24 protein-coding genes are annotated in these 20545 nt (G+C 72.0%); 11 read left to right on the forward strand and 13 right to left on the reverse strand.

Annotation, left to right across the window (positions count from 1 at the left end):
• Nucleotides 1–99: 99 nt before the first annotated feature.
• Both HC362_RS03690 and HC362_RS03695 read left to right on the forward strand, forming a co-directional pair.
• On the forward strand, nucleotides 100–1548 hold the full coding sequence (locus HC362_RS03690) for a cytochrome P450 (RefSeq protein WP_243082327.1): 1449 nt from the start codon (nucleotides 100–102) through the stop codon (nucleotides 1546–1548).
• Nucleotides 1549–1574: 26 nt separating this feature from the next.
• The gene (locus tag HC362_RS03695; protein WP_243082328.1) at nucleotides 1575–2654 is read left to right on the forward strand and encodes a cytochrome P450; all 1080 of its coding nucleotides are present in this window, start codon (nucleotides 1575–1577) and stop codon (nucleotides 2652–2654) included.
• A 54-nt stretch (nucleotides 2655–2708) separates the two neighbouring features.
• On the opposite strand, the gene HC362_RS03700 is transcribed toward HC362_RS03695, so the two are convergent.
• A complete protein-coding gene (locus tag HC362_RS03700; protein WP_243082329.1) occupies nucleotides 2709–3371 on the reverse strand; it encodes a class I SAM-dependent methyltransferase in 663 nt (220 codons plus the stop codon).
• Between the two features lie 218 nt (nucleotides 3372–3589).
• Here HC362_RS03700 and HC362_RS03705 point away from each other — a divergent pair, with 218 nt between their 5' ends.
• The gene (locus tag HC362_RS03705; RefSeq protein ID WP_243082330.1) at nucleotides 3590–4069 is read left to right on the forward strand and encodes a hypothetical protein; all 480 of its coding nucleotides are present in this window, start codon (nucleotides 3590–3592) and stop codon (nucleotides 4067–4069) included.
• A 330-nt stretch (nucleotides 4070–4399) separates the two neighbouring features.
• Here HC362_RS03705 and HC362_RS03710 read toward each other — a convergent pair whose 3' ends face one another.
• Nucleotides 4400–4978 (reverse strand): transglycosylase SLT domain-containing protein, encoded by a 579-nt coding sequence (locus HC362_RS03710; RefSeq protein WP_243082331.1) that lies wholly within the window; start codon nucleotides 4976–4978, stop codon nucleotides 4400–4402.
• 366 nt (nucleotides 4979–5344) lie between these two features.
• Here HC362_RS03710 and HC362_RS03715 point away from each other — a divergent pair, with 366 nt between their 5' ends.
• Nucleotides 5345–5773 carry an ester cyclase gene (locus tag HC362_RS03715; protein ID WP_243082332.1) on the forward strand — a complete coding sequence of 143 codons (429 nt, stop codon included), beginning with the start codon at nucleotides 5345–5347 and terminating at the stop codon, nucleotides 5771–5773.
• Nucleotides 5774–5927: 154 nt separating this feature from the next.
• Here HC362_RS03715 and HC362_RS03720 read toward each other — a convergent pair whose 3' ends face one another.
• Together HC362_RS03720 and HC362_RS03725 are read right to left on the reverse strand one after the other, a co-directional pair.
• Nucleotides 5928–6350, reverse strand: coding sequence for an Hsp20/alpha crystallin family protein (locus tag HC362_RS03720; RefSeq protein ID WP_243088340.1), 423 nt, complete (start codon nucleotides 6348–6350; stop codon nucleotides 5928–5930).
• A gap of 178 nt (nucleotides 6351–6528) precedes the next feature.
• On the reverse strand, nucleotides 6529–7680 hold the full coding sequence (locus HC362_RS03725) for a galactosyldiacylglycerol synthase (RefSeq protein WP_243088341.1): 1152 nt from the start codon (nucleotides 7678–7680) through the stop codon (nucleotides 6529–6531).
• Nucleotides 7681–8311: 631 nt separating this feature from the next.
• On the opposite strand from HC362_RS03725, the gene HC362_RS03730 reads away from it, so the two are divergent.
• Genes HC362_RS03730 through HC362_RS03740 form a run of 3 tightly spaced genes read left to right on the forward strand, consistent with a single transcriptional unit; the run spans nucleotide 8312 to nucleotide 10718 of the window.
• On the forward strand, nucleotides 8312–9049 hold the full coding sequence (locus HC362_RS03730) for an SDR family NAD(P)-dependent oxidoreductase (protein WP_243088342.1): 738 nt from the start codon (nucleotides 8312–8314) through the stop codon (nucleotides 9047–9049).
• An 8-nt stretch (nucleotides 9050–9057) separates the two neighbouring features.
• The gene (locus tag HC362_RS03735) at nucleotides 9058–9936 is read left to right on the forward strand and encodes a DMT family transporter (RefSeq protein WP_243082333.1); all 879 of its coding nucleotides are present in this window, start codon (nucleotides 9058–9060) and stop codon (nucleotides 9934–9936) included.
• The gene (locus HC362_RS03740; protein WP_243082334.1) at nucleotides 9933–10718 is read left to right on the forward strand and encodes a polysaccharide deacetylase family protein; all 786 of its coding nucleotides are present in this window, start codon (nucleotides 9933–9935) and stop codon (nucleotides 10716–10718) included. The genes HC362_RS03735 and HC362_RS03740 overlap by 4 nt, the downstream gene beginning before the upstream one ends.
• On the opposite strand, the gene HC362_RS03745 is transcribed toward HC362_RS03740, so the two are convergent.
• Nucleotides 10664–12142 carry an FGGY-family carbohydrate kinase gene (locus HC362_RS03745; protein WP_243082335.1) on the reverse strand — a complete coding sequence of 493 codons (1479 nt, stop codon included), beginning with the start codon at nucleotides 12140–12142 and terminating at the stop codon, nucleotides 10664–10666. The genes HC362_RS03740 and HC362_RS03745 overlap by 55 nt on opposite strands.
• A 204-nt stretch (nucleotides 12143–12346) precedes the next feature.
• Here HC362_RS03745 and HC362_RS03750 point away from each other — a divergent pair, with 204 nt between their 5' ends.
• The gene (locus HC362_RS03750) at nucleotides 12347–12703 is read left to right on the forward strand and encodes a hypothetical protein (RefSeq protein ID WP_243082336.1); all 357 of its coding nucleotides are present in this window, start codon (nucleotides 12347–12349) and stop codon (nucleotides 12701–12703) included.
• Between the two features lie 61 nt (nucleotides 12704–12764).
• Here HC362_RS03750 and HC362_RS03755 read toward each other — a convergent pair whose 3' ends face one another.
• Complete coding sequence (locus tag HC362_RS03755) at nucleotides 12765–13508, reverse strand: type 1 glutamine amidotransferase (protein ID WP_243082337.1); 744 nt, start codon at nucleotides 13506–13508, stop codon at nucleotides 12765–12767.
• Between the two features lie 179 nt (nucleotides 13509–13687).
• Between HC362_RS03755 and HC362_RS03760 the strand changes: the two genes are divergently transcribed.
• Nucleotides 13688–13903 carry a DUF4236 domain-containing protein gene (locus tag HC362_RS03760; protein ID WP_243082338.1) on the forward strand — a complete coding sequence of 72 codons (216 nt, stop codon included), beginning with the start codon at nucleotides 13688–13690 and terminating at the stop codon, nucleotides 13901–13903.
• Nucleotides 13904–14067: 164 nt separating this feature from the next.
• Here the strand turns inward: HC362_RS03760 and HC362_RS03765 are convergent, their stop codons facing one another.
• The 4 genes from HC362_RS03765 to HC362_RS03780 form a co-directional block, all read right to left on the reverse strand.
• Nucleotides 14068–14415: a hypothetical protein gene (locus tag HC362_RS03765; RefSeq protein ID WP_243082339.1), complete on the reverse strand. Its 348-nt coding sequence runs from the start codon at nucleotides 14413–14415 to the stop codon at nucleotides 14068–14070.
• Nucleotides 14416–14477: 62 nt separating this feature from the next.
• A complete protein-coding gene (locus HC362_RS03770) occupies nucleotides 14478–14756 on the reverse strand; it encodes a hypothetical protein (protein ID WP_243082340.1) in 279 nt (92 codons plus the stop codon).
• A gap of 85 nt (nucleotides 14757–14841) precedes the next feature.
• Nucleotides 14842–15348: a MarR family transcriptional regulator gene (locus HC362_RS03775; protein WP_243082341.1), complete on the reverse strand. Its 507-nt coding sequence runs from the start codon at nucleotides 15346–15348 to the stop codon at nucleotides 14842–14844.
• A 291-nt stretch (nucleotides 15349–15639) separates the two neighbouring features.
• Nucleotides 15640–16338 (reverse strand): hypothetical protein, encoded by a 699-nt coding sequence (locus tag HC362_RS03780; protein ID WP_243082342.1) that lies wholly within the window; start codon nucleotides 16336–16338, stop codon nucleotides 15640–15642.
• Between the two features lie 307 nt (nucleotides 16339–16645).
• On the opposite strand from HC362_RS03780, the gene HC362_RS03785 reads away from it, so the two are divergent.
• Nucleotides 16646–17101: a cold shock domain-containing protein gene (locus tag HC362_RS03785; RefSeq protein WP_243082343.1), complete on the forward strand. Its 456-nt coding sequence runs from the start codon at nucleotides 16646–16648 to the stop codon at nucleotides 17099–17101.
• Nucleotides 17102–17145: 44 nt separating this feature from the next.
• Here the strand turns inward: HC362_RS03785 and HC362_RS03790 are convergent, their stop codons facing one another.
• The 3 genes from HC362_RS03790 to HC362_RS03800 all read right to left on the reverse strand — a co-directional run bounded on the left by HC362_RS03790 (nucleotide 17146) and on the right by HC362_RS03800 (nucleotide 19396).
• Entirely contained in the window at nucleotides 17146–17682 is a 537-nt protein-coding gene (locus HC362_RS03790) for an N-acetyltransferase (RefSeq protein ID WP_243082344.1), read from the reverse strand.
• A gap of 326 nt (nucleotides 17683–18008) precedes the next feature.
• Nucleotides 18009–18662 carry a LysM peptidoglycan-binding domain-containing protein gene (locus HC362_RS03795; protein WP_243082345.1) on the reverse strand — a complete coding sequence of 218 codons (654 nt, stop codon included), beginning with the start codon at nucleotides 18660–18662 and terminating at the stop codon, nucleotides 18009–18011.
• Nucleotides 18663–18829: 167 nt separating this feature from the next.
• Entirely contained in the window at nucleotides 18830–19396 is a 567-nt protein-coding gene (locus tag HC362_RS03800) for a peroxiredoxin (protein WP_243082346.1), read from the reverse strand.
• A 355-nt stretch (nucleotides 19397–19751) separates the two neighbouring features.
• Here HC362_RS03800 and HC362_RS03805 point away from each other — a divergent pair, with 355 nt between their 5' ends.
• A complete protein-coding gene (locus HC362_RS03805) occupies nucleotides 19752–20513 on the forward strand; it encodes a DeoR/GlpR family DNA-binding transcription regulator (protein WP_243082347.1) in 762 nt (253 codons plus the stop codon).
• The last annotated feature ends 32 nt before the right edge of the window (nucleotides 20514–20545 follow it).

Here is a 20545-nt window from a genome sequence, read left to right on the forward strand (position 1 = left end):
CCGGGGACCTGACGTCGGATCACCTTCCGGCATCCGACCACCGTCCGGGATCCGGCTCACGGTTGCCTCCGGCGAACACCGCACTACAGGATGATCGCTGTGCCAACCAACGCCTCCACAAACCCCCTTGGTGAAGCCTGGCCGCGCGTCCGTACGCCGTGGCCCGCACGCACCGCCCCGCTCTACGGCCAGGACTTCGCCGACGATCCGTTCTCCTACTACGAAAGCCTCCGCAAGACTTTCGGGCCGGTGGCCCCTGTGTCGCTGGAGGAGACCGGAGCCTTCCGCGGGTACCTCGTCCTGGACCACGCCTACCAGCTGGAGATCCTCCAGAACCGCGGTCATGTGTGGACGCGGGACTCCCGCTGGTACCGCGACTTCGCCGAAGGCGCTCTCCCCCCACACCCGCTGATCCCCCAACTGGCCTACCGGCGCAGCCGCCTCTACGCCGAAGGCATGGAGCACACCCGCCTCTCCCACCCCGGCAACAAGGCGCTCGCCGAGCTCAACCTGCTCCGCACCCGCGACCTCATCGAAGACCTCGCCGAGCAGCTCATCACCTCGTTCTTCCCCGAGGAAGGGCCCGCCGAGTGGAACCAGGTCGACATCCTGGACCGCTACGCGCTGCAACTCCCCCTGCTGGTCATGATGCGGCTGATGGGCATGGACGAGGGCAGTGCGCTGGCCACCGGCAACGCCATCCACGAGATGCTCAGCGGCGGACCGGGCGCACAGCGTGCCGCTGCCGAACTCGACTCCCGGATGCGGGCCCTGGTCGAGGAGAAGCAGCGCGACCCGGGACCCGATCTCGTCTCCTGGATGCACCACTTCAACCGGCACTCGCAGTCGGAGCTGGACACTCACGAGCTGAGCGAGGACGTGTGGTTGCAGATCGTCGCCGGGCGCGGGGGCAGCACGACGTGGATCTGCAACACGGTGCTGGAGTTGCTGAGCAACCCGGAGCTGAACGCCGACGTCGTCGCCGGGCGCTGCCAGATGGAGGAGGCGATGAACCGCGTCATGTGGGTCAACGCCCCCATCCAGAACCTGATAGGCCGGTGGGCCACCCAGGACACGACGCTGGGCGGATATCCCGTCAACCGCGGTGACATGGCGATCATCTGTCTCGGTGCGACCGGAGCGGACCCGACGATGCTGTCCGGGAGCTTCGACGTCTCTCGTACCAACAGATCGCATCTGGCCTGGGGCGCCGGCGCGCACGGATGCCCCGCGCCCGACCTCGGCACCCTCATCGTCCGTACCGGACTGGAGGTCTTGTGGAACAGACTGCCGGGCCTCCGGCTGGCTGTTCCCAAGGAGAAGCTGACCTGGGATCTGCCGTACATGGCCCGGACCCCAACCGCGCTTCCGGTGACCTTCCCTTTCCCTCCCACGCCCTTGACGAATGGACACCAGTGGACAGCACAGCAGAGCTTTATCTCGAACCCGCCCCGGCCGATCTCCACGGAACCGAAGGCAAGGCCCTCCGAGCCGCAGGGCCGGTTGCCACTGTGGCGCTCCCTGGTGGCGTGGTGGCCAAAGCGGTAACCACCAGGGATGGAGGAGCCCTGGTAATGGGCGATCCCCGCTTCTCGAAGGACATCCGGCACTGGGGCGCACACGCGCGCGGGGAGATACCCGCCGACTGGCCGCTGCTGTTCATCATCGAGGGCAAGGGCCTGCTCACGACGGACGGTGAGACCCATCGACGGCTGCGGCTCCCCATCCAGCGCGCCCTCTCGCCCCGCCGGGTGCAGGCGCTGCGTCCCGGTATCGAGGCCATCGCCGACCGGCTGCTGGCGGACCTCGCCTCCGTGCCGGCCGGGGAGGAGACGGACCTGCACAAGAGGTTCGCGCTGCCGCTGCCACTGGAGGTCATCTGTTCCCTGCTCGGCGTTCCCGAGGACGGCACACTGCGCGAGGAGTTGCGCGAACTGTCGGCCGCGGCGATGAATTCCGAGGCCGGTGTCGAAGAGGTGCACAACACCGTCGCGCACCGCTTCCCGGCGACGCTGATGTCGCTGATCGAGCAGAAGCGCGCCCGCGGCGACCAGGACGATCTGACGATGGAACTGGTCGCGGCCATGGACGAGGGGGAGCTGACCGAGGCGGAGGTGATCGGAAACCTCGTGGTCACGGTCATCGGCGGCCACGAGACCACGGCCAATCTGATCTGCCACGCCGTCAGAGGGCTGCTGACCTACCCCCGGACGCTGGAGACGGCCAGGGCCCGGCTGCACGCGGGCGAGGACCCGTGGCCCGACATCGTGGAAGAGGCGCTGCGCTGGGAGTCCCCCAGCCGCAACATCATGTTCCGCTACGCGACCGAGGACGTGGACGTGGAGGGCGAGGTGATCCGGAAGGGCGAGGCGGTGCTGGTGCCGCTGTCGGCCATCCAGCGCTGCCCGCACGCCTTCCCCGACCCCGATCCGGAGATCTTCGCGCCGGACCGTCCGAACGCCTCCCGCCACATCGCCTTCGGCGTCGGACCGCACCGCTGCCCGGGCGCTTCGCTGGCCAGGCTGGAGGCGGAGATCGCCCTGCGCCGGCTGTTCGAGACGTTCCCGGAGCCGGCGCTCTCCCCGGAACCGGCGGCCAGGGTTCCCTCGCTGGGCATCAACGGCTACCGCGAACTGCCGGTCGTGCTGCACTGACGGCACGGTCGCGATCGGCCGGACGGGACCGGGTCGTGCCGGGCCGTGCCGTGGTCAGTTGTCGGCGCGCCACACCAGCGTGTAGCGCCAGAACAGCCGACGGCGGGCCCGCACGCCCGGCAGGACGCGGCGGGCTTCCCGGACGATCTCCGGGAAGCCCATCTCCGGAGGCCGGGTCACGGCGGTCATCGACAGCGGACGCGGCGCGGTACGGCCCCTGTTCCGCCACCAGCCGACAGCGGCGTTCAACGGAACGGCGACGGCGGCGAGCAAGTGGTCGCCGGGCGTCCGCGCGCGTGCGCAGCCGACGACGACCAGCGTTCCTCCGGGCGCCAGCTGTTGGCGGAAGCGGGCGAGTGCGCGGGCGAGAGGCAGATGGTGGAGGACGGCGACGCAGGTGATGACGTCGTACGGACCGGCAGGCAGCCCGGCAGGGGCCTCCGCGAGGGTGAAGGTCACCGGAGCCGCCGCGGGCGTCGACTCCCGCGCCCGCGCGATGATCGCCGGATCGGAGTCGATCGCGTCCACGCCGTCGGTTGCGCGGGCCGCCAGCAGCCGGGCTAGATCGCCGCTGCCGCAGCCGACGTCCAGGGCACGCCCGAACCGCCGCGGCAGCTGCCGCAGGATCCAGCGGTGGTAGTGCGCGTTGTGGTCCCAGGGGTGTGCGGCGTTGAAGCGGTCGAGTGCGTGCAGGACGCGAGGTGGCAGCGGCGTCATTCGGGCAGTTCACCACGCCGCCCGGCACGAGTCGGAATCCGCGTCGGGGAACTGCCCCCGCGATGGCTGGAAACCGGCCACGGGTGGGTATTCAAGCTGCGCGACGGTTGCACGGTTCAGGCCATCGCCACACACCGTGTGACGGCGCATTCCTACCCCACGGCCAAGGCCACGGTCTGCCGGCAACGGGTCCCGAACGGCGAGGAGGGAACGAGTCGATGCCTATACCAGTGTGCTCTCTGATCAGGAACGAGAACCAGAGAATCCCCGCCGACGGGGAGTACCACGTGGTCCGTTTCCCCTTCGGCGGAGGCGAGTCGTACGACGGCGAGGGCATGCACCAGGTGCGGCAGCCGGACGGCTACGAGGTCACCAACTGGCGCAGAGACGACCGCTCCGGGCTGATCTGGCCCTCCGTGGACGGCTGGGGCGTGATCACGGCCATGATCCAGTGGGAACCCGGCAACTACAGCGAACTGCGCGACCAGGTCGTACGCGACCCCCTCGGCCTCACCGACCGACCGGTGGACACCACCGCGACGGACCACCGGCGCCCCTCCCCCGGCATGCAGTGCTTCACCAAGCACCATGAGCTGTTCGTGCACCCGGACGTACCGCTCGCCATCCGCGTGGCCCACAACGACTCGTCCGGACGGGACCTGGTCCACGCGCAGTTCAAGCTCGCCATCCACACCTGACACCCCCTCTCGGACCCGGACTGTACGGCTCGCGAAAATCAAGCGAGCCCGGGCCGTTGCACGACTACAGTGGGGCCAGCCATGCGGCCCAGGTGCGCAGGCAGGGGATACTTCCACTGTTAATGGGGTTGTTGCGGGTTCGAGTCCCGTCGGACGCCACGGTGTCCGTAGCTCAATCGGTAGAGCACCACGTCTCCCCCGCCGACTTCGATCTCTGGGCCCATGTGCGCGGAGTACGCACAGCGAAGGAGCGGGTGGGAGGTGTTTCTCCCACCCGCTCCTTTTCGCGTGCGGGGTGCTGGTGCGTGCTGTGCTGTGCTGGGTGCCGGCTCAGTAGGCGGAGTTGACGTTGTCCATGGAGCCGTAGCGGTCGGCTGCGTAGTTGCAGGCGGCGACGATGTTGGCGACGGGGTCGGTGAGCTTGTCGGGGGTTCCTTCGACGTGGTAGCGGTCGAAGGTGGGCTGGATCACCTGGAGGAGGCCCTTGGAGGGGGTGCCCTTCTGGGCGTTGATGTCCCAGTCGTTGACCGCATTGGGGTCACCGGCCGACTCGCGGATGATGTTGCGCTTGATGCCGTCGTAGGAACCGGGGATCCCGTGCTTCTTCATGATCGCGCGGGCCTCACGGATCCACCCGTCCAGATTGTCCGCGTACTCCTCACCGCCGGCCTGCTTGCTGTCGGCCTTGGCGTGGGCCTGCTCGGCCTTGGCGTGGGCGGCCTGGGCGGTCAGGTGCTGGGCGGTGGAGGCGGCACTGGCGATCGCGGGCTTGGCCTCGTGCTTGCCGGTGCCGGCGGCGTGGGCGGTGCCGGCCAGGGCGGTGGTGGCGATACCGGCGGTGCCCACGGCGGTCACAGCGGCAGCGGCCAGGCGGCGGGTGGGCTTGAGGGAACGCAGAGCAGTACGCATGCGAGCGGAGAGCCTTCCAGTGGGGGGACGTTCCGGCCGCGTCCATCCCAGGGGCGCCCTTCGGGGGCGTGCATCCCGGTCTCATCGCGACCTGGCACCCACCCTGGGAACCGGCTCCCCCACCCGACAACCATGTGACCTACGACCCCTTTTCGTAGCGAATACCCGAAATGGTGCACCAACGGCCCGGAACCCCCCGTCCCGGCAGCCCGGACCTACGAAGCCGCCACGTAAGTGATCTGGACCCTATGGGCGGCCTCACACGCAGCCCCCGGCCCCGCCTCCGTCGCACGCACGCAGCACCAGCAATTGCTCACATCAGGTCACCGTCTCGCCCCTTGCTCCTCCGTCCAGGAGGATGGGTCCATGGACGAGGCGACACTGCGCGCTCTCTACGAGCGCTGGCTCAAGGAGCTGTGGAACGGTGATCTGTCCGTCGCGAAGGAGATCGCGGCGCCCGGGTTCACCATCCACCACGGAGCGATCCAGCCGGGCGGAGACCGCGAGCTGAAGGGCCCCGAGGGAGTCACCAGCCTGGTCTCCATGAGCCGGGAGTACTTCGACGAGCTGACTTTCGAGACCGAGGTGGGGCCCGTGGTGCAGGGGGATCTGATCTGCGCCCGCTGGGTCGGCCGGGGCAGATACAAGGGAGGCTTCCCCGGGGCCACCGCGGAACCCGGCACCGAGGTGGCCTTCCGGGGCAACGACATCCTGCGAGGCGCCGACGGCCGGTTCGTCGAATACTGGGTGTGCTCCGACGGCCCGTATCTGGCCGAGCAGCTCGGGGTGGGCTGACGTCGGCGGCAGCCCCCATGCCCCCGCGGAGCACAACGATGCCCCCAGGCCGCAAGGACGCCCCGCGGCCGCGGATGCGCGGTCGCGGGGCGTCAACCGGACCGGCCGGTCACCGGTAGGGGCCGGAAAAGGCCGGGAGGGGATGGCGCCGACCTCAGCCGCTGATCTGCCTGGCCTCGCCACCGCCGGAGATCTGGATCTTGCGCGGCTTGGCCTTTTCGGCGACGGGGACGCGGACGGTCAGGACACCGGCGTCGTAGGAGGCGCTGATGTTGTCCATGTCCAGCGTGTCGCCGAGGAAGATCTGGCGGCTGAAGTGACCGGTCGGGCGCTCGGCGGCAATCTCCTCCGCGTCCTGCGGCGTCGCGGTGCGGCGCTCCGCACGGATGGTGAGGACGTTGCGCTCGACGTCCAGGTCGATGGAGTCGGCGTCGACGCCCGGCAGGTCGAGGTGCATCACCACGTCGTCACCGGCTCGGTAGGCGTCCATCGGCATCCCCGCGGGCCTGGCCATGGTGCCGAAGAAATGCTCGGTGAGCCGGTCCAGGTCCCGGAAGGGGTCGGTGCGCATGAGCATCACGGTCATCTCCTTCCCGCGAGCCATCCGGCCGGGGGCACCCTGCCCCCGGTGCTGCGATGCCCTACACACACTTATATAACTCACGAACAGGAAAGTTGCCAAGCACCGACTCAACCCTTTGTCCGTCGCAGGTCAATCGAGGTTTTTGCAGCTTGCCCCGGGTCGAGCCGGACCCTCACACGCTGGAGCCCGCCGCTGCCGTCCGTGCGGCCAGCTCCACGAGTTCCTCGGCGGCGTCGGCCCGGAAGGCGGCCCGGGCTGCGGCCGTCCGGCGGTCGCGGGCCGGGCCGGGGAAAGCCAGTTCATGGGCGCTGCGAGCCGGCTCGCTCTTCCCGGCCGTGTACCGGGAGAGTCCGGCCTGCGCCATGGCCCGCACCCCGGCCGCGGCGTGTCCGGGCAGCGGGCGGTGGCCGATGACGGGCAGGCCCGCTGCCAGGGCCTGGGCAGCGGTCTGTCCTGCCGCGTTGTCGAGCAGTACGTGCGCCTCGGCCATCAGGCCGGGCAGGTCGGTCACCCAGCCGAGCGGCAGCAGTCCGGGGTGGCGGGTCGCGCGGTGCCGCAGGCGGTCGTCGTTCCCGCACAGCAGCACCGGTACACAGCCGTGGCTCACCAGGTGCCGTGCCGTCTCCAGCAGCCGGGTGCCGACTCCCCACGCGCCGGTGGACATCAGCACGGCGGGACGTCCGGGCGAGACGGGGGTGGTGTGCTGCGCCGCCGCGGCGACGTGCCGGTCCAGCAGAGCCCGCCAGTAGCCGTCCACGTCGCGGGGCCGGAAGAACCGCGCCGGTACGACGGGGCCCGTGGCGTGCGCGGGGCCGCCGGTCGCGGCCCGAACCTCCTCGGCTGCGGTCTCGGTGACGCACAGGTGGAGGTCGTTTCCCGGGTGCAGCCAGCCCCGGTGGACGGCGAAGTCGACGACGACGACCGCCGCGGGCACCTGGAGAGCACCCCGTGCCCGCAACCGCCCGGTCACCTGAGCGCTCAGATGGAAGGTGGGTACGACCACGTCGGGGTGCCAGTCGGCGACCGTCCGCAGCAGGGGCCGCTCGGCGAGGGCTGCCAGGGGCGCGCTGCTCGGGCGGGGCCCGGGGGCGGAGGCCGTCGCGAGAAAGCTCGCGTACACGGCGCCGTACAGCCTGGGCACATGCCGCACCGCGCCCCGGTAGCAGTTGCGCAGCAGGCTGCCGGTGCCGGCCGGTAGCAGCGTGAGGATGTCGCGGACGACGGCGGTGTGACCGCGGGCCCGCAGCCGGTGCGCCAGTTCCTGTGCGACCGCGTCATGGCCCGCGCCCATGCTGGCACTCAGCAGCAGGAAGCGGTGCGGCATGGGGCTCCCGGGGTCGTCGGTGGGCGGACCGGCGCGGACCCGGACGGGTCGGCCCGGGACCGTGCCCTCGGGCTCTGCGGGCGGCTCGGCGCGTCCGTAGACCCTCGGCACATCCGTAGACCAGTGTGCTGTGCGGCCGTCAGCGGCGGCGTAGCGACACTCAGTCGGAGCCCACCCGGCCAGGCGTCCGCCCGACCAGGCGCCCACCCAGCCGGGTGCCGAGCCGGCCAGGCGCCCGCCCGGCTTCGGTGCCCCGGGCCGCAGAGGGAGAGGCCCCAGGCGCCGCCGGGTTCCCCCGAGGGGAGCCAAATAGGTGGTTCGGTCGGCCCGGGCAGGGCTCCGGGCGGGTGCGCGGCACGGTTGCCACCATGCTGGAGCCGGGGCCTGTTCGTGCCCCGGCACTCCCATCCCGGCCCCTCGCGGCCCGTACTGCTCACCGGAGGCGTCTGTGTTCGACAGGCTCGGCAGCTCCGACCGCCGCTCGACGCACCCTCTGCTCCGAGCCCCCGCGGTGCGGCACCGCCACCCGAGGCACGCGGCGGACCGGCTCTCGCAGCCGGCACGGGCGCGGCCGCCGGAACGCGCCCAGGCCGAGCCCCGAGGGGATTCCGGCCCTGACGGGCACCGGCCGGTGGCGCTGGTGACCGGCGCGTCGTCCGGCATCGGCGCGGCCGTAGCGGAGCGGCTGGCCGCCGACGGCGACTGGCGGCTGCTGCTCAACGGCCGGGACGAAGGGCGGCTGGTGGAGGTCGCGACCCGTACCGGTGGCGTGCCGCTGGCCGCCGATCTGGCCGACCCCCGGGCGCGGGAGCGGCTGGCCGAGGAGGCCCTGGTGCACAGCGGCCGGGTGGACGCGCTGGTGGCGGGCGCGGGCATCGGCTGGGCCGGCCCGTTCACCACGATGCCGCACAGGGACATCGACGATGTGCTGGCCGTGAACCTGAACGCCACGCTGCACCTGGTGCGCCTCCTGCTGCCCGGCATGGTGGAGCGGCGCTGCGGTCGGGTGGTGCTGATCGGTTCCCTGGCGGGCAGCGTCGGCGTACGCGGAGAGGCGGTGTACGCGGCGACGAAGGCGGGGCTCGCCGCGTTCGCGGACAGCCTCCGCTACGAGCTGGCCCCGAGCGGGGTGCGGATCTCGATGGTGCTGCCGGGGGTGGTCGACACGCCGTTCTTCCAGCGGCGCGGCGCCCCCTACCGGCGCGAGCGGCCCCGGCCGGTGCCGGCGCTCCAGGTGGCCGACGCGGTGTACCGGGCACTGCGCACGGGCCGCCCCAACGCCTTCGTACCGTCCTGGATGGCCATGCCCGCATGGCTGCACGGAACGGCGCCCGGGGTCTTCCGCAGCCTGGCTCAGCGCTTCGGGTAGGCGCCCACGTGCTGTGGACAGCGGTCTCGGTCCTGCTGGCGGTGCTCGCCGCGCTGGGCAACGCCGCTGCCTCGGTGCTCCAGCGGCGGGCCGCCGCTGTGGAGCGGCCCGGCCCTTCGGGGCGGCGGCTGTCGTGGCTGCCGGGGCTGCTGCGGCGCCCGGTGTGGCTGTGGGGCGCGGCCACGCTGGTGCTGTCCGCCGTGTGCCAGGCGGGGGCCCTGGCGACGGGGCCGCTGGCCGTGGTGCAGCCGGTGATGACCACGGAGCTGTTGTTCACTCTGATGCTGGGCAGCCTGGTGTTCCGGCAGCGTCCCGGGCAGCGCGCGTGGGTGGCTTTCGGGGCCATGGTGGTGGGGCTCGCGGCGCTGCTGTGGCTGGTGTGGCCGTCGGGCGGGTCGGCCTCGGTGCCCTCGGACCGCTGGCTGGTGGCGGCCCCGCTGATGGCGGCGCTGGTGGTGGTGCTGGTCGTGGTGGCCTTCCGGCTCCCTTCGGCTCCCCGGGCGACCGTGCTGGGCTCGGCCACCGCCGTGCTGTTCGGGGTGACGGCCGCGCTGATGAAGGACGCGATCTCGCACCTGGCCGACGACGGACTGGTGGCGCTGCTGACGGCGTGGCAGACCTATGGGGTGGCCGTCGCCGGAACGGCGGGGTTCCTGCTGCTGCAGCTGACGCTGCACGCGGGCACACTGGTGGCGTCCCAGCCCGCACTCACGCTGGGCGACGCGTTCTTGAGCGTGGTGCTGGGCGCGGCCCTGTTCGACGAGCGGCTGTCGCTGGGCTGGCGGGTGGTGCCCGAGTTGTTCGCGCTGGCGCTGATCAGCGTGGGGAGCGTGCAGCTCGCCAGGTCCCCGGCGGTCGCGGGGACCTCCGAGAAGGAGATCTGGTGAACCGTCCGCGTCTCCTGGCCGCCCTGGCGGCCGCCCCGGCAGCCGTCGCGGCGGCGGACATCCTTCCGGCGGCGACCTGGCTGCCGACCGTGCGGGCCGTGTTCTTCCCCGCGCTGGACGGGCGCGGCAGCCGCGACCACGTCGCCCTGACGTTCGACGACGGGCCCGACCCGCGCTCCACGCCGTACTTCCTGCGGGAGCTGGACCGGCTCGGCGTGCGGGCCACCTTCTTCCTGCAGGGCGCCGCCGTACTGCGCCATCCGGCCCTGGTACGGCGGATGGTCACCGAGGGTCATGAGGCCGCCGTGCACTGCTGGGAGCACCAGCCGCCCTGGCTGCCCCGCCCGCTGGCGGACCGCGCCGGTCTGGAGCGCGCCGTTGCCGCCGTACGGGAGACGGCGGGGACTGAGCCGCGCTGGTACCGGCCGCCGTTCGGGGTGCTCACGGCCACCCGCTGGTGGGCCGCGCGGCGGCTGGGGCTGCAGCCGGTGCTGTGGACCGCCTGGGGCCGCGACTGGCAGCCGGACGCCGACCCGGACAGCGTGCTGGCGCAGCTGCGTGAGCGGCTGACCGGCGGGGCGACCGTCCTGCTGCACGACAGCGACCGCAACAGCGCGCCCGCTTCGTGGCGGACGACGCTTGCGGCCCTCCCCCGTCTGGTCGCGTGCTGCCGTGCCGCCGGGTGGACGGTGGGGCCGCTGGCGGAGCACGGGGAGCCGGTGGCCCCTCAGCGGTTCTGGCGCGCCGCCAGTGCGTGGGCCACCTCGGCCGACGCGGGGTAGAGGTCGCGGTAGAGGCCGTAGAGCTCGTCGTACCGGGCGGTGGCCCCGGGATGCGGGGTGACCGTCTCGCGCGGCGGGTTCCACGCGTCGACGGAGGCGTCGGTCACCAGCTGCGCGGCCAGCAGCGCGCCGCCGTAGCAGGCGCCGATGGAGGTGGCGCGCAGCTCCTGGGGCCGGCCGGTGACATCCGAGACGATCCGCGTCCACAGCCCGCCCTGGGTGCCGCCGCCCACGGCGACCACCCTGCGGATGTCGCCGCCCGCCTTCTCCAGGACCTCGATGTTGTGCCGTACGGCGTAGGCGGTGGCCTCCAGCGCGGCGCGGTACAGATCCCCGCGGGTGTGCGAGAGGGTCAGGCCCGCGATGACGCCCCGGGCCCGCGGGTCCATGACGGGGGTGCGCTCCCCCGCGAAGTACGGCAGCATCAGCAGCCCGTTGGCGCCGGGCCCAGAGGCCTCGGCGAGCCGGAGGAGTTCGGGGTACCCGGGGTTGCCGAACAGCTCTCGCAGCCATCCGGTGACCGCCCCCGAGGTGGCCATCCCGCCCGCGAGGTTGCGGGTGTCGGGGAGGGCACCGACGGTGCTCCACAGCGCGGGGTGGGTGAGCAGCCCCCGCACGGTGTGGATCAGGAACATCGTCGTGCCGTACATCAGCATGAGGTCGCCCGGCCGGTGCGCGCCCACGCTCAGCGCCTCCGCCCAGGCGTCGACGGTGCCGGTGATGACGGGGATGCCGTGCGGCAGCCCGGTGCTGCGGGCGGCCTCCGCTGTCACGGTGCCGGCCGCCTCACCGGACCAGCGCAGCGGCGGGAGTTCGATGCCGGGGGCGATCCGGTCGGCCCACGGGGTGTACCAGCGGCGCGCTTCGGTGTCGTAGAGCGGGGTCGCCTGGCTCGCGGAGTGGTGGTCCAGTACGTAGGCCCCGGTCAGCTTGCGCACCAGCCATGAACTGGCCATGTAGAGGCGGCGGGCGCGGGCGAAGAGCTCCGGTTCCTCGTCAGCGATCCAGGCGATCTTCGCTCCGGCGGCCTGGCTGGACAGCTCCGAGCCGCAGCGGCGGCGGATCTCCTCGGCGCCCAACTCCTCGTTGAGCCGGGCGATCTGCTCGACGGAGCGGGTGTCCACGCCGTAGAGGACCGCCGGGCGCAGCGGCGTGTCGTCGGCGTCGGTGAGCAGGACGCAGGGCCCCATACCGCTGAGCCCGACGGCGACGACGTCCGCGTCGGCACCAGTGGTCAGCTCGCGGGAGAGGGAGACGAACTCCGCCCACCACACGGCGGCGTCCATCTCCACCTGGCCGGGAGCCGGCCGGTCGACGACGTGCTCGCGTACGGCCGAGCGCAGCACGGTGCCGTCCAGTGCGACCAGGACGCCCTTGCTGCTGGAGGTGCCGATGTCCACGCCCAGGACTGCGTTGAGGACCATGGCGGCAGGCTTCCAGGAATCGTTTTCAGCAGTCAACGACGGTCGGCCGGCTCCTTCGTCGGCCGATCGGCCGAGTTCCGCTCCGACACTGTCGCTCTATCACCAAGTGTCAATGTATGCCCAGTTTTCCGGCCGGACCGCCGGGGAGGCACGAGGCGGCGCTGTCGTTTCCGGCACTCCCCGTTTCCGAGCAAGGAGCAGTCCATGACGCTTGTCGCACCACTCTTCCGCCTCGCCGCCAAGTCGGCCGCCGCCTCGGCCCTCTCGGCGGTGCTGCTGCTGACCCTGCCGGGCAGCACCGCGTCGGCCGACGCGGGCGCGGCCACCCCGCCCGGACTGAGCTGCCACACCGGCAAGCACCACAACGACAGCTACACCGGCTACGCACTGTGCAAGAACAACGGCAGGTCGACGCAGACCTTCTGGGTGCACCTGGTGTGCGGCTGGGCACCGGACGTCGACGGCAACCGCGTCACCCTGCGGCCCGGCCAGTCGGGCCAGTCGACGGCGCACTGCGGAGCGCTGGGCACCGGCATCGGGAGGATCGAGGTACGACCGTGAGCCCGGTCGGCGTGGCGCCGTGTGCTGGGAACTGCTCCGGCGGCCCTGATGGGGGCGTGCATTAAGCGCGCCCCTGAGCGGGCCCGTGGTGGCCGTCCGGGCGTGCCGGTCGTACGGCCTGGGCGGCGAAGCGGTGGGCGAGTCGCCGCCATACCGGGGTGGCCGTGACGGCGTCCTCCAGCGCCCGGCGGAGGAGTTCGGCGCGGTCGAGGCCGTGTGCGGCAAGGCGTCCCGGGTCCCAGGTACGGATCCGGTCCGGGTCGGTCTCGGGGTGGAACTGCACGCCCCAGGCGCGCCGGCCGACACGGAATGCCTGATACGGGCAGCGCACGCTCTCGGCGAGCCAGACGGCGCCGGGCGGCAGCGCCGTGATGGCGTCCACATGCCGCTCGATCGCCGTCACCCGCGCGGGCAGGCCTTGGAAGAGCGGATCGTCGCCCGCCTCGGGCCGGAGGGTGAGCGGAATGCTGCCGATCTCCGGCTCACCGTGCTCGGCCGCGACCCGGCCCCCGGCGACGTGCGCCAGCAGTTGGCCGCCGAGGCAGATGCCGAAGACCGGCTTCTCCTCCCCGAGCGCCTGCTCCAGCAGGGTGCGAGTGGGCGCCAGCCAGGGGGCACGGGCGTCGTCGTCGGGCATGAAGCCGCCGCCCAGCACCACGAGGGCTTCCTGGGTCAGCCGGGACGGCAGCGGGGCGCCTTCGTACGCCCGGACGGTCTCGACCGCGACCCCGGCCTCCGCCAGCCAGTCGCCGAACCGTCCCGGGCCTCCCTTGGCCGTGTTCTGCACCACCAGCGCTTTCGCCACCGCCCACACCCGCCCTCCCCGCCGACGCGCACGGGCCGCGCGCCGCGCGTACGCCGCCTGTGTACCCGCCGTCGCTCATGGTGGCACGGCCGCGCACCGCGGCAGGGGTGGAACGAGCGTGACTGGCCGCATCCCGCGGGGGTACCCGGTGGACTCCACCAGTTCGAAAGGGAGGAATCATGGGGCTCGCTCGCCGGAAGAGCTTCCGGATCCTGCCGGGAGTACGGATGAACATCCGCCGCCGGTCCGTGTCCTTCACCACGGGTGGCGGCCACAGCGCGCGCCGGACGCGCCGGACGTTGGGGCGCCGGACGACATCCCTGCATCTGCCCGGCCGGTTCGGTCAGCAGCGCACCGTCCGCCGGCTCGGCCGGAGCCGCACGGTCCGCCACTGAGGCGGGCCGGACGCGGCGCGCACGACGAAGGCCGGACGGGCTGTTCGACGCCCGTCCGGCCTTCGCTGTTCCCCTTCGCTGTTTCCACCTTCGCCGTTCCGCTGCGGCGCCGCGCCGGTCGTCGGCGCGGCGCCATTCGCAGTCGTACCTGTCTCGGAGATGCCTCAGAGGCGGCCGTCGGTCAGCCGGGTCAGCGGACCGGCGCTCCGGCGGGCGCTGCCGCGCCCGAGCGCGAACGCTCCCGCCAGCAGGAGGAGCAGGCCGCCGGCCGCGCCGGCGGTGATCTTCTTGCGCTCCTTGACTGCTGTGACCCCGACGGTGGCCGCCGTGCCTGCCTTGGACCCCACGGATACCACCGTGTCCTTGGCAGCCTCTCCCTTCTTCCTGGCGGCTCCGCCCACCGAGCTCACGGCCTCGCCCGCCTTGGCGCCGCCCTTGGCGCCGTTCGCCTTGGCGGATTCGGCCTTGCTCTCCGTCACGCTTTCCTTGGAGTTCTTCACCGGGTCAGCCATACCGCTGCGGGTAGCCGCGCGAACGGCTTCCAAACCCGGGCCGACGGCGCCCGCCGCCCTGGTCAACCCCCGTACATACCGCGGAAGACCAGCAGCCCGAGCACCATGCCGAGGACCAGCCCGGCTATGGAAACCCCGATCGCCACCGGGGCGAGCCGCTCGTGTTTGGACTTGGCGACGAAGCCGCAGATCATTCCCGCGATGCCGAAGCCGGGCGGGCAGAAGATGAAGGCGACCGCGCCCAGCACGATACCGACGATGCTCAGCGTGTTGGAGTCGTTGGCGGGCGGCGGTCCCGGCTGGTACGGGCCTGACTGGTAAGGCGGTCCGGAGTAGGACATGGTTGGTTCCCCCTCGAGTCGATGACGCCACCCTAGGGAGTGACCCGCACCGATGAACAGACCGGAGGAAAGGGCGTCCGGCCGGTCAGGCGGGGCGCATCGTCGTCTCGGCCGAGGTGGCCGCCGGTGGGCAGGAGGAGCTCTCCGCGGCGGCGACAAAGCCCTTGAGTCCCTTGAGCAGTGCCTCCCGTTCCCGGGACGGCATGGCGGTCAGGATCTCCAGCAGGACCTCCTCGCGCTGCTCGCGCAAGTCCCGCAGATACGCCCTGCCCCGACGGGTCAGCCGCAGCTCCAGTTCCCGCCTGCTGGTGGGGCTCGGGGAGCGCTCGACGAACCCGATCGCCTCCAGCCGGTCGCACAGGCGGCTGACCGACGAGGGCGCGGAACCCAGCGCTTCCCCCAACGTCCGCAGGTTCATGCCCTCGTCGCGGTCGACGCAGTACATGACGCGCAGCTGCGAGGGCGAGACCGGCGCCGACGAGGCGGAGTTCCTGCCCCGTTCCCACAGCACTTCGAGCAGTTCGATGACCTCACCTGCCCGTTGTGTGGCATCACGGGCGTTTCGACCGGAAGGTGAGGGGTTCACGCCCATATCAGTACCACTTCCAAATCGGCGGCACGGGCCGACCGGGCCCAGCACCCGCCTCTCCTCTGCGCTCCGCGTTCGTGTGCCGGCGCCGGTAGGAGTGTGGGGCGGCTTTCACCGGCTCGATGCGGCGCCCATCATCGACAAGCGTATCCCTGATCACCCCGTATGCCCGGTCGAGGCGCCTGTCATGCCCGCTACGGGCAGCGTTCCCTCAGGAGACCGCCGGCCCCAGGCGACGCACAGCGCGGCGGCGTGCGCGTAGCTGCTCAGTGAGTACGTGGCGCGGTGCCGCGCTCAGTGGGTACGTGACGCGGTGCCGCGCGCGGCGCCCCGCGGGTGCTGCCGGGGGGCGGGTGGGAAGACGCCGGGCAGAGCGAGGCGGGGGCCGGCGGCCTCTTCCGCACGCCTGCGCTGCTGTCCGCCGCGGTGGCCGGCGCGGGCGTTGAGGAGCGAGTCGAACAGGGCGCGTGCTTCGAGCAGCGCGGCCCGCATGTCCTCGGTCGCCGCGGCGGCCTGGGCACCGTCGCTTCCGCCGTCGCGCCGCACCCGGTGGACGCGCAGATAACCGTGGACGCGCCGTGCGTGGTGCACGGAGAGGGCTGCCACCCGCTCCTCGAACGGCACCTCCGCCGGGTAGCCGCGCTCCTCGGCCAGCCGGGTCAGCAGGGCTTCCGCCTCGTCGAGCGCCCTGGCCGGGGAGTCGACGAAGGCTTCCTGTACGGCCCCCCACTGGGCGAGATAGCGCTCGCGTGCGCCGGAGGCGAGCGGCAGGACCTCGAGCGTGCCGTACCGCTTCAGCCGCTGGGCCAGTTCGCGCCGGGCGGCCTTGGCGTCGCCGTCACGCTCGGCCAGGACGCGCTCGTACTCCGGGCCGAAGCGGCGCTCCATCCGCTGCCCTTCGAGGGCCGCCGCCCGCCGCCTGAGGCGGATCGCGAGGCCGAACGCGGCGGCCAGGATCACGGCGAGACCGGCGATGAGCAAGGTGGTGAGCATGTGCGCCTTCTCCCCGGCACCCGCAACGTCGGGTGCGGGAGCCGTTCCGAGGGGGCGGGCCCGTGAAGAGAGACCCGGCATCAGCCGGTTGCCCGGGCACGGCTCCGATAAACCCCGGGAGGGCCGTTGCTCCCAACGCGCCTTTGCTCCCAGGTAACTGACAACCCGTCAGCAATGGCGTGAGTTACGCATGTGGCTCAAGGGAACTTCTGAGGCCTGTTATCCAGGTCACCCTTGCGGTTCCCGGTCGCTAGGATCCGAGCAGGTTGTCCGGGCACGGGGCCCGGGGAGTGCGGTTGGGGTGGATATGGTTGCTGGCCGAGTCGTCCGGTTCGACGGTGCGCGGGGCTACGGGTTCATCGCCCCGGACCACGGGGGCGAGGACGTCTTCCTGCACGCGAACGATCTGATGATGCCGGAGTCCTTCGTCCATACCGGCGTCGCCGTCGAGTTCGAGATCGAGGACGGGGACCGGGGCCTGAAGGCCTCCTCCGTCCGGCTTCTGGAGCGCCCCGAGTCCCCCTCGTTCGAGTCACCGGCCGCGCTCGGCGGCCACGCCTCGCGCAGACACCCGGTCTCCCGCCACGAGGACGGTGACGACGGTGAGGACCCGATGTGCGATGTACTCAGCGTCACCGAGTACACCAGAGCGGTGACCGAGTTGCTGCTGGAAGCGGCGCCCGGGCTGACCGGGGCGCAGATTCTCGACATCCGTCGGCGACTGGTGCAGTTCGGGAAGAGCCACGGCTGGGCCGAGGACTGACCTCGGCCTCCCGCCCCGGCCCTTCCCGTCCTGCCCGGCCGCTGTCAGATGCCGAACGCCGGCGGGTACCGGATCACACCGGAGGGCGCCGGACCGGCCTGCGGGTCAAGGGTGAGGGCCATCATCGCCTCGTCCGGCACCTCGATCGGGGCGCGGATACCGAACCGGGACGCGGGCACGAACCCGAACCGTGGGTAGTAGTCCGGGTGCCCGAGGACGAGCACGAGGTTCTCGCCCCGGCTCCGGGCCGCCGCGAGTACCGCGCGGATCGCCGCGGAGCCGGCGCCAGTCCGCTGGTGAGCGGGGAGCACCGCGCACGGAGCCAGCGCGAGCGCCGGATGACCCGCCACCTGGCAGCGGGTGAGGAGGGCGTATCCGACAGGTTCGCCTCCGGGGTGCTCGGCGAGCATGCTCAGACCGTCGATCCACGCTGCCGGATCGGCGCGCAGCGCATCGACGATGGCGGCCTCCTCGGAGGTGGGGAAGGCCGCGAGGATGATCCTGCGGATCGCGGCGGCGTCGGCTGCTGAGCCGGCCGCTTCGGCACGGGTGATGAAGGCCGATGTGGATGATTGCGTCAAAACGGGACACCTTTGTGTGCGGGTCCCGGTGCGGCGAAGGAGGGCGGGGCGCGCGGCCCGGGGGTGTGGGCGCTTGCCCGCGCTCAGTTCGGGACCGGGGCCCGGGGGATGAGAACTGTCCGGGCGCCGCGCGTGGCGGCGGTCTCCATGGCAGTCATCGACTCATCTCCCCTTCGCTCGGCCAGGCGCCCCGTCGGGCACGGTCACGCGCCCCGTCGGGCACGGTCACGCCGCGGACGTTAACACGCCGTTCGGGCCGGGCCGAGCGATTTTCACAGTGGGCCCCGGCCCGCCGAAGGTGAGCGGACCGGGGGCCGGCGTGCCGGTCAGTACCAGCCGTGCGCGTTGTGGAAGGCGAGCGCCGCCTCCCAGGAGCCGTACCGCTCCTTGACGTAGCGCTCGGCGCCGGCGTGCTGCTCGGCGACCGTCCCCCTGCCCCAGGGCTGATCGGTCTGGAACAGCCCGTGGTACTTGCCGTTCTGCGCGTTGGGGTTGCCGCTGGACTCCCGGCGGATGATCTCCGCCTTGGCGGCGTTCTCCGCCATCGAGGTGGCCGGGGCCTGGTCCGTGGAGCGGTTGCTCTCCGGTGTTTCCTGCGACTGGGGGGCCGGTTGCCGGGCCTGCGGGCCGGTTTCCCCCTCGGCTCCGGAGGTGGCCGCGGAGTCCGGCGCCGCGGGGGCGGGCTGTGGAGTGGCCTCCTCGAGGGTCAGGTGTTGTCCGGGGTAGATCAGATCGGGGTCGGCGAGCCCGTTGCGCTCGGCGAGTTCGCGCCAGTTCGTGCCGTGGTTCTGCGCCACCTCGGAGAGTGTGTCGCCGGGGCGGACCTCGTAGGTCTCGGCCGAGGAGCCCTGACGCTGCGTGGCCTCCGTGTGCGTGTGCGTGTCGGCTGACTGCCCCTCCTGCCCGAAGGCGGGCGCGGCCGGAACCGCGACGGCGGCCGCTGTGAGGACGCCGAAGGTGGCGATCTTGGTCTTACGCATCTGAATCAAGTCCTTACCGTCGAGCCCGAGGACTCTCTGTTGGGGTCAGAGGAAAGCCCGTCAGGGCCGTAGCAAACTCCGTCAGATGCGATCCGGGCCGACGATCCGTTCTGCTTTGCCGATCTTTCACTCGTCCAGAGGTACCGGACGTCCCCGATGGGCGGTACCTAGACGGCGTTGGCCCGTAGCCACTCGACGACCTGGCCGGCGTGCCGGTCAGGAGGGAAGACGGGATAGAAGACGTGCTCGATCGCGCCGTCGCGCACCACGAGGGTGAGACGGCGGTAGAACTTCCGCCCTTCCGCTTCGAAGGTGGGCAGGCCGAGTGCGGTGGCGAGGGTCAGCGCGGGATCGGAGAGCAGCGCGAAGGGCAGCCGCAGGCGCTCGACGACTTCCCGCTGGTACGGGCTGTTCTGGCTCGAGACGCCGAACACGCCCGCGGCGCCCGCGGTGACCAGTTCGGCGTGGTGATCGCGGAATCCGCAGGCTTCAGGGGTGCAGCCCCGCGCGCCGGGGATGGCGTCCCAGCCGGTGGGCAGGGTGCGGTCGTGACGGCCGGTGAGGGGATACACATACAGCACCGTACGACCGGGCCCGAGCCGGTCCAGCGCGACCAACCCTCCTTCGGTCGCGGGGAGTTCGAGATGGGGAAGCCGGGTGCCCGGCAAGTGGTCGGCGGCGCCGTCGTCCTCGGGCACGGGCAGTTCTGCGGGCAGTCGCGTCAGGTCGTCCACGTGGGGTCCTCTCCCGTTGCTGAGCGGCGCCGTCCGCTGCTGAGCGGTGCCATGGTGCGGTTGCCGGAACGCTAACCCGCCCCCAGGGAGATGAGGAGCACGCCGGGTGCCCGTACGGTCCCGGAGCGGGAACGGGCACCGAACGGGCAAGAGACCGACCGGATCGGTCGTGCGAGGGGCGGCCTCGCAGGTAAAGGCGCAGGCCAGGTGCGCTTGAATCCGAGGACGGAACGGGCATAAGCGGTCATGATCTTCTCTGTCAAGGGGCTGGTCGAAGCCGCCCGGTAGCTGTAGAACTCTGCACACGGGCAGGAACGGGCACACCCGTGACCGAACGGAGAGGGGCGACGGAGCCATGAGCGCAGCGGAGCGGCAGCGGCAGATCGTCGGTACCGCGCGACGGCTGGGCTCGGTCGAGGTGGCGCAGCTCGCCCAGGAACTGGGCGTCGCCAAGGAGACGGTCCGCCGCGATCTGCGCGTACTGGAGGAGCACGGACTGCTGCGCCGTACACACGGCGGCGCCTACCCGGTGGAGAGCGCCGGGTTCGAGACGACGCTGGCGTACCGCACCACCATGCATGTGCCCGAGAAGCGGCGGATCGCCTCGGCGGCCGTCGAACTGCTCGGGGACGCGGAGACGGTCTTCATCGACGAGGGGTTCACCCCGCAGCTCATCGCCGAGGCGCTGCCGCGCGACCGGCAGCTCACCGTGGTGACCGCGTCGCTGCCGGTGGCGAGCGTGCTGGCGGCGGCCGGGGACTTCACCGTGCTGCTGCTCGGCGGGCGGGTGCGGGGCGGAACGCTGGCGGCCGTCGAGCACTGGACGACGCAGATGCTCGCCGGGTTCGTCATCGATCTGGCCTTCATCGGCGCCAACGGCATCTCCCGCCAGCACGGGCTGACCACGCCTGATCCGGCGGTCAGCGAGGTCAAGGCGCAGGCGATGCGGGCCGCGCGGCGGCGGGTCTTCGCGGGGCTGCACACGAAGTTCGGCGCGGTGAGCTTCTGCCGCTTCGCCGAGGTGGGTGACTTCGAGGCGCTCGTCACCTCCACGAGCCTGCCCGCGCCCGAGGCCCACCGGTACGCGTTGCGCGGGCCGCAGGTCGTCAGGGTCTGAGCCCGCCGCCGCCCATCCGGCACGGGCGGCGG

The organism is Streptomyces sp. 891-h, assembly GCF_022760275.1.
Classification (GTDB): Bacteria; Actinomycetota; Actinomycetes; order Streptomycetales; family Streptomycetaceae; genus Streptomyces; species Streptomyces spirodelae.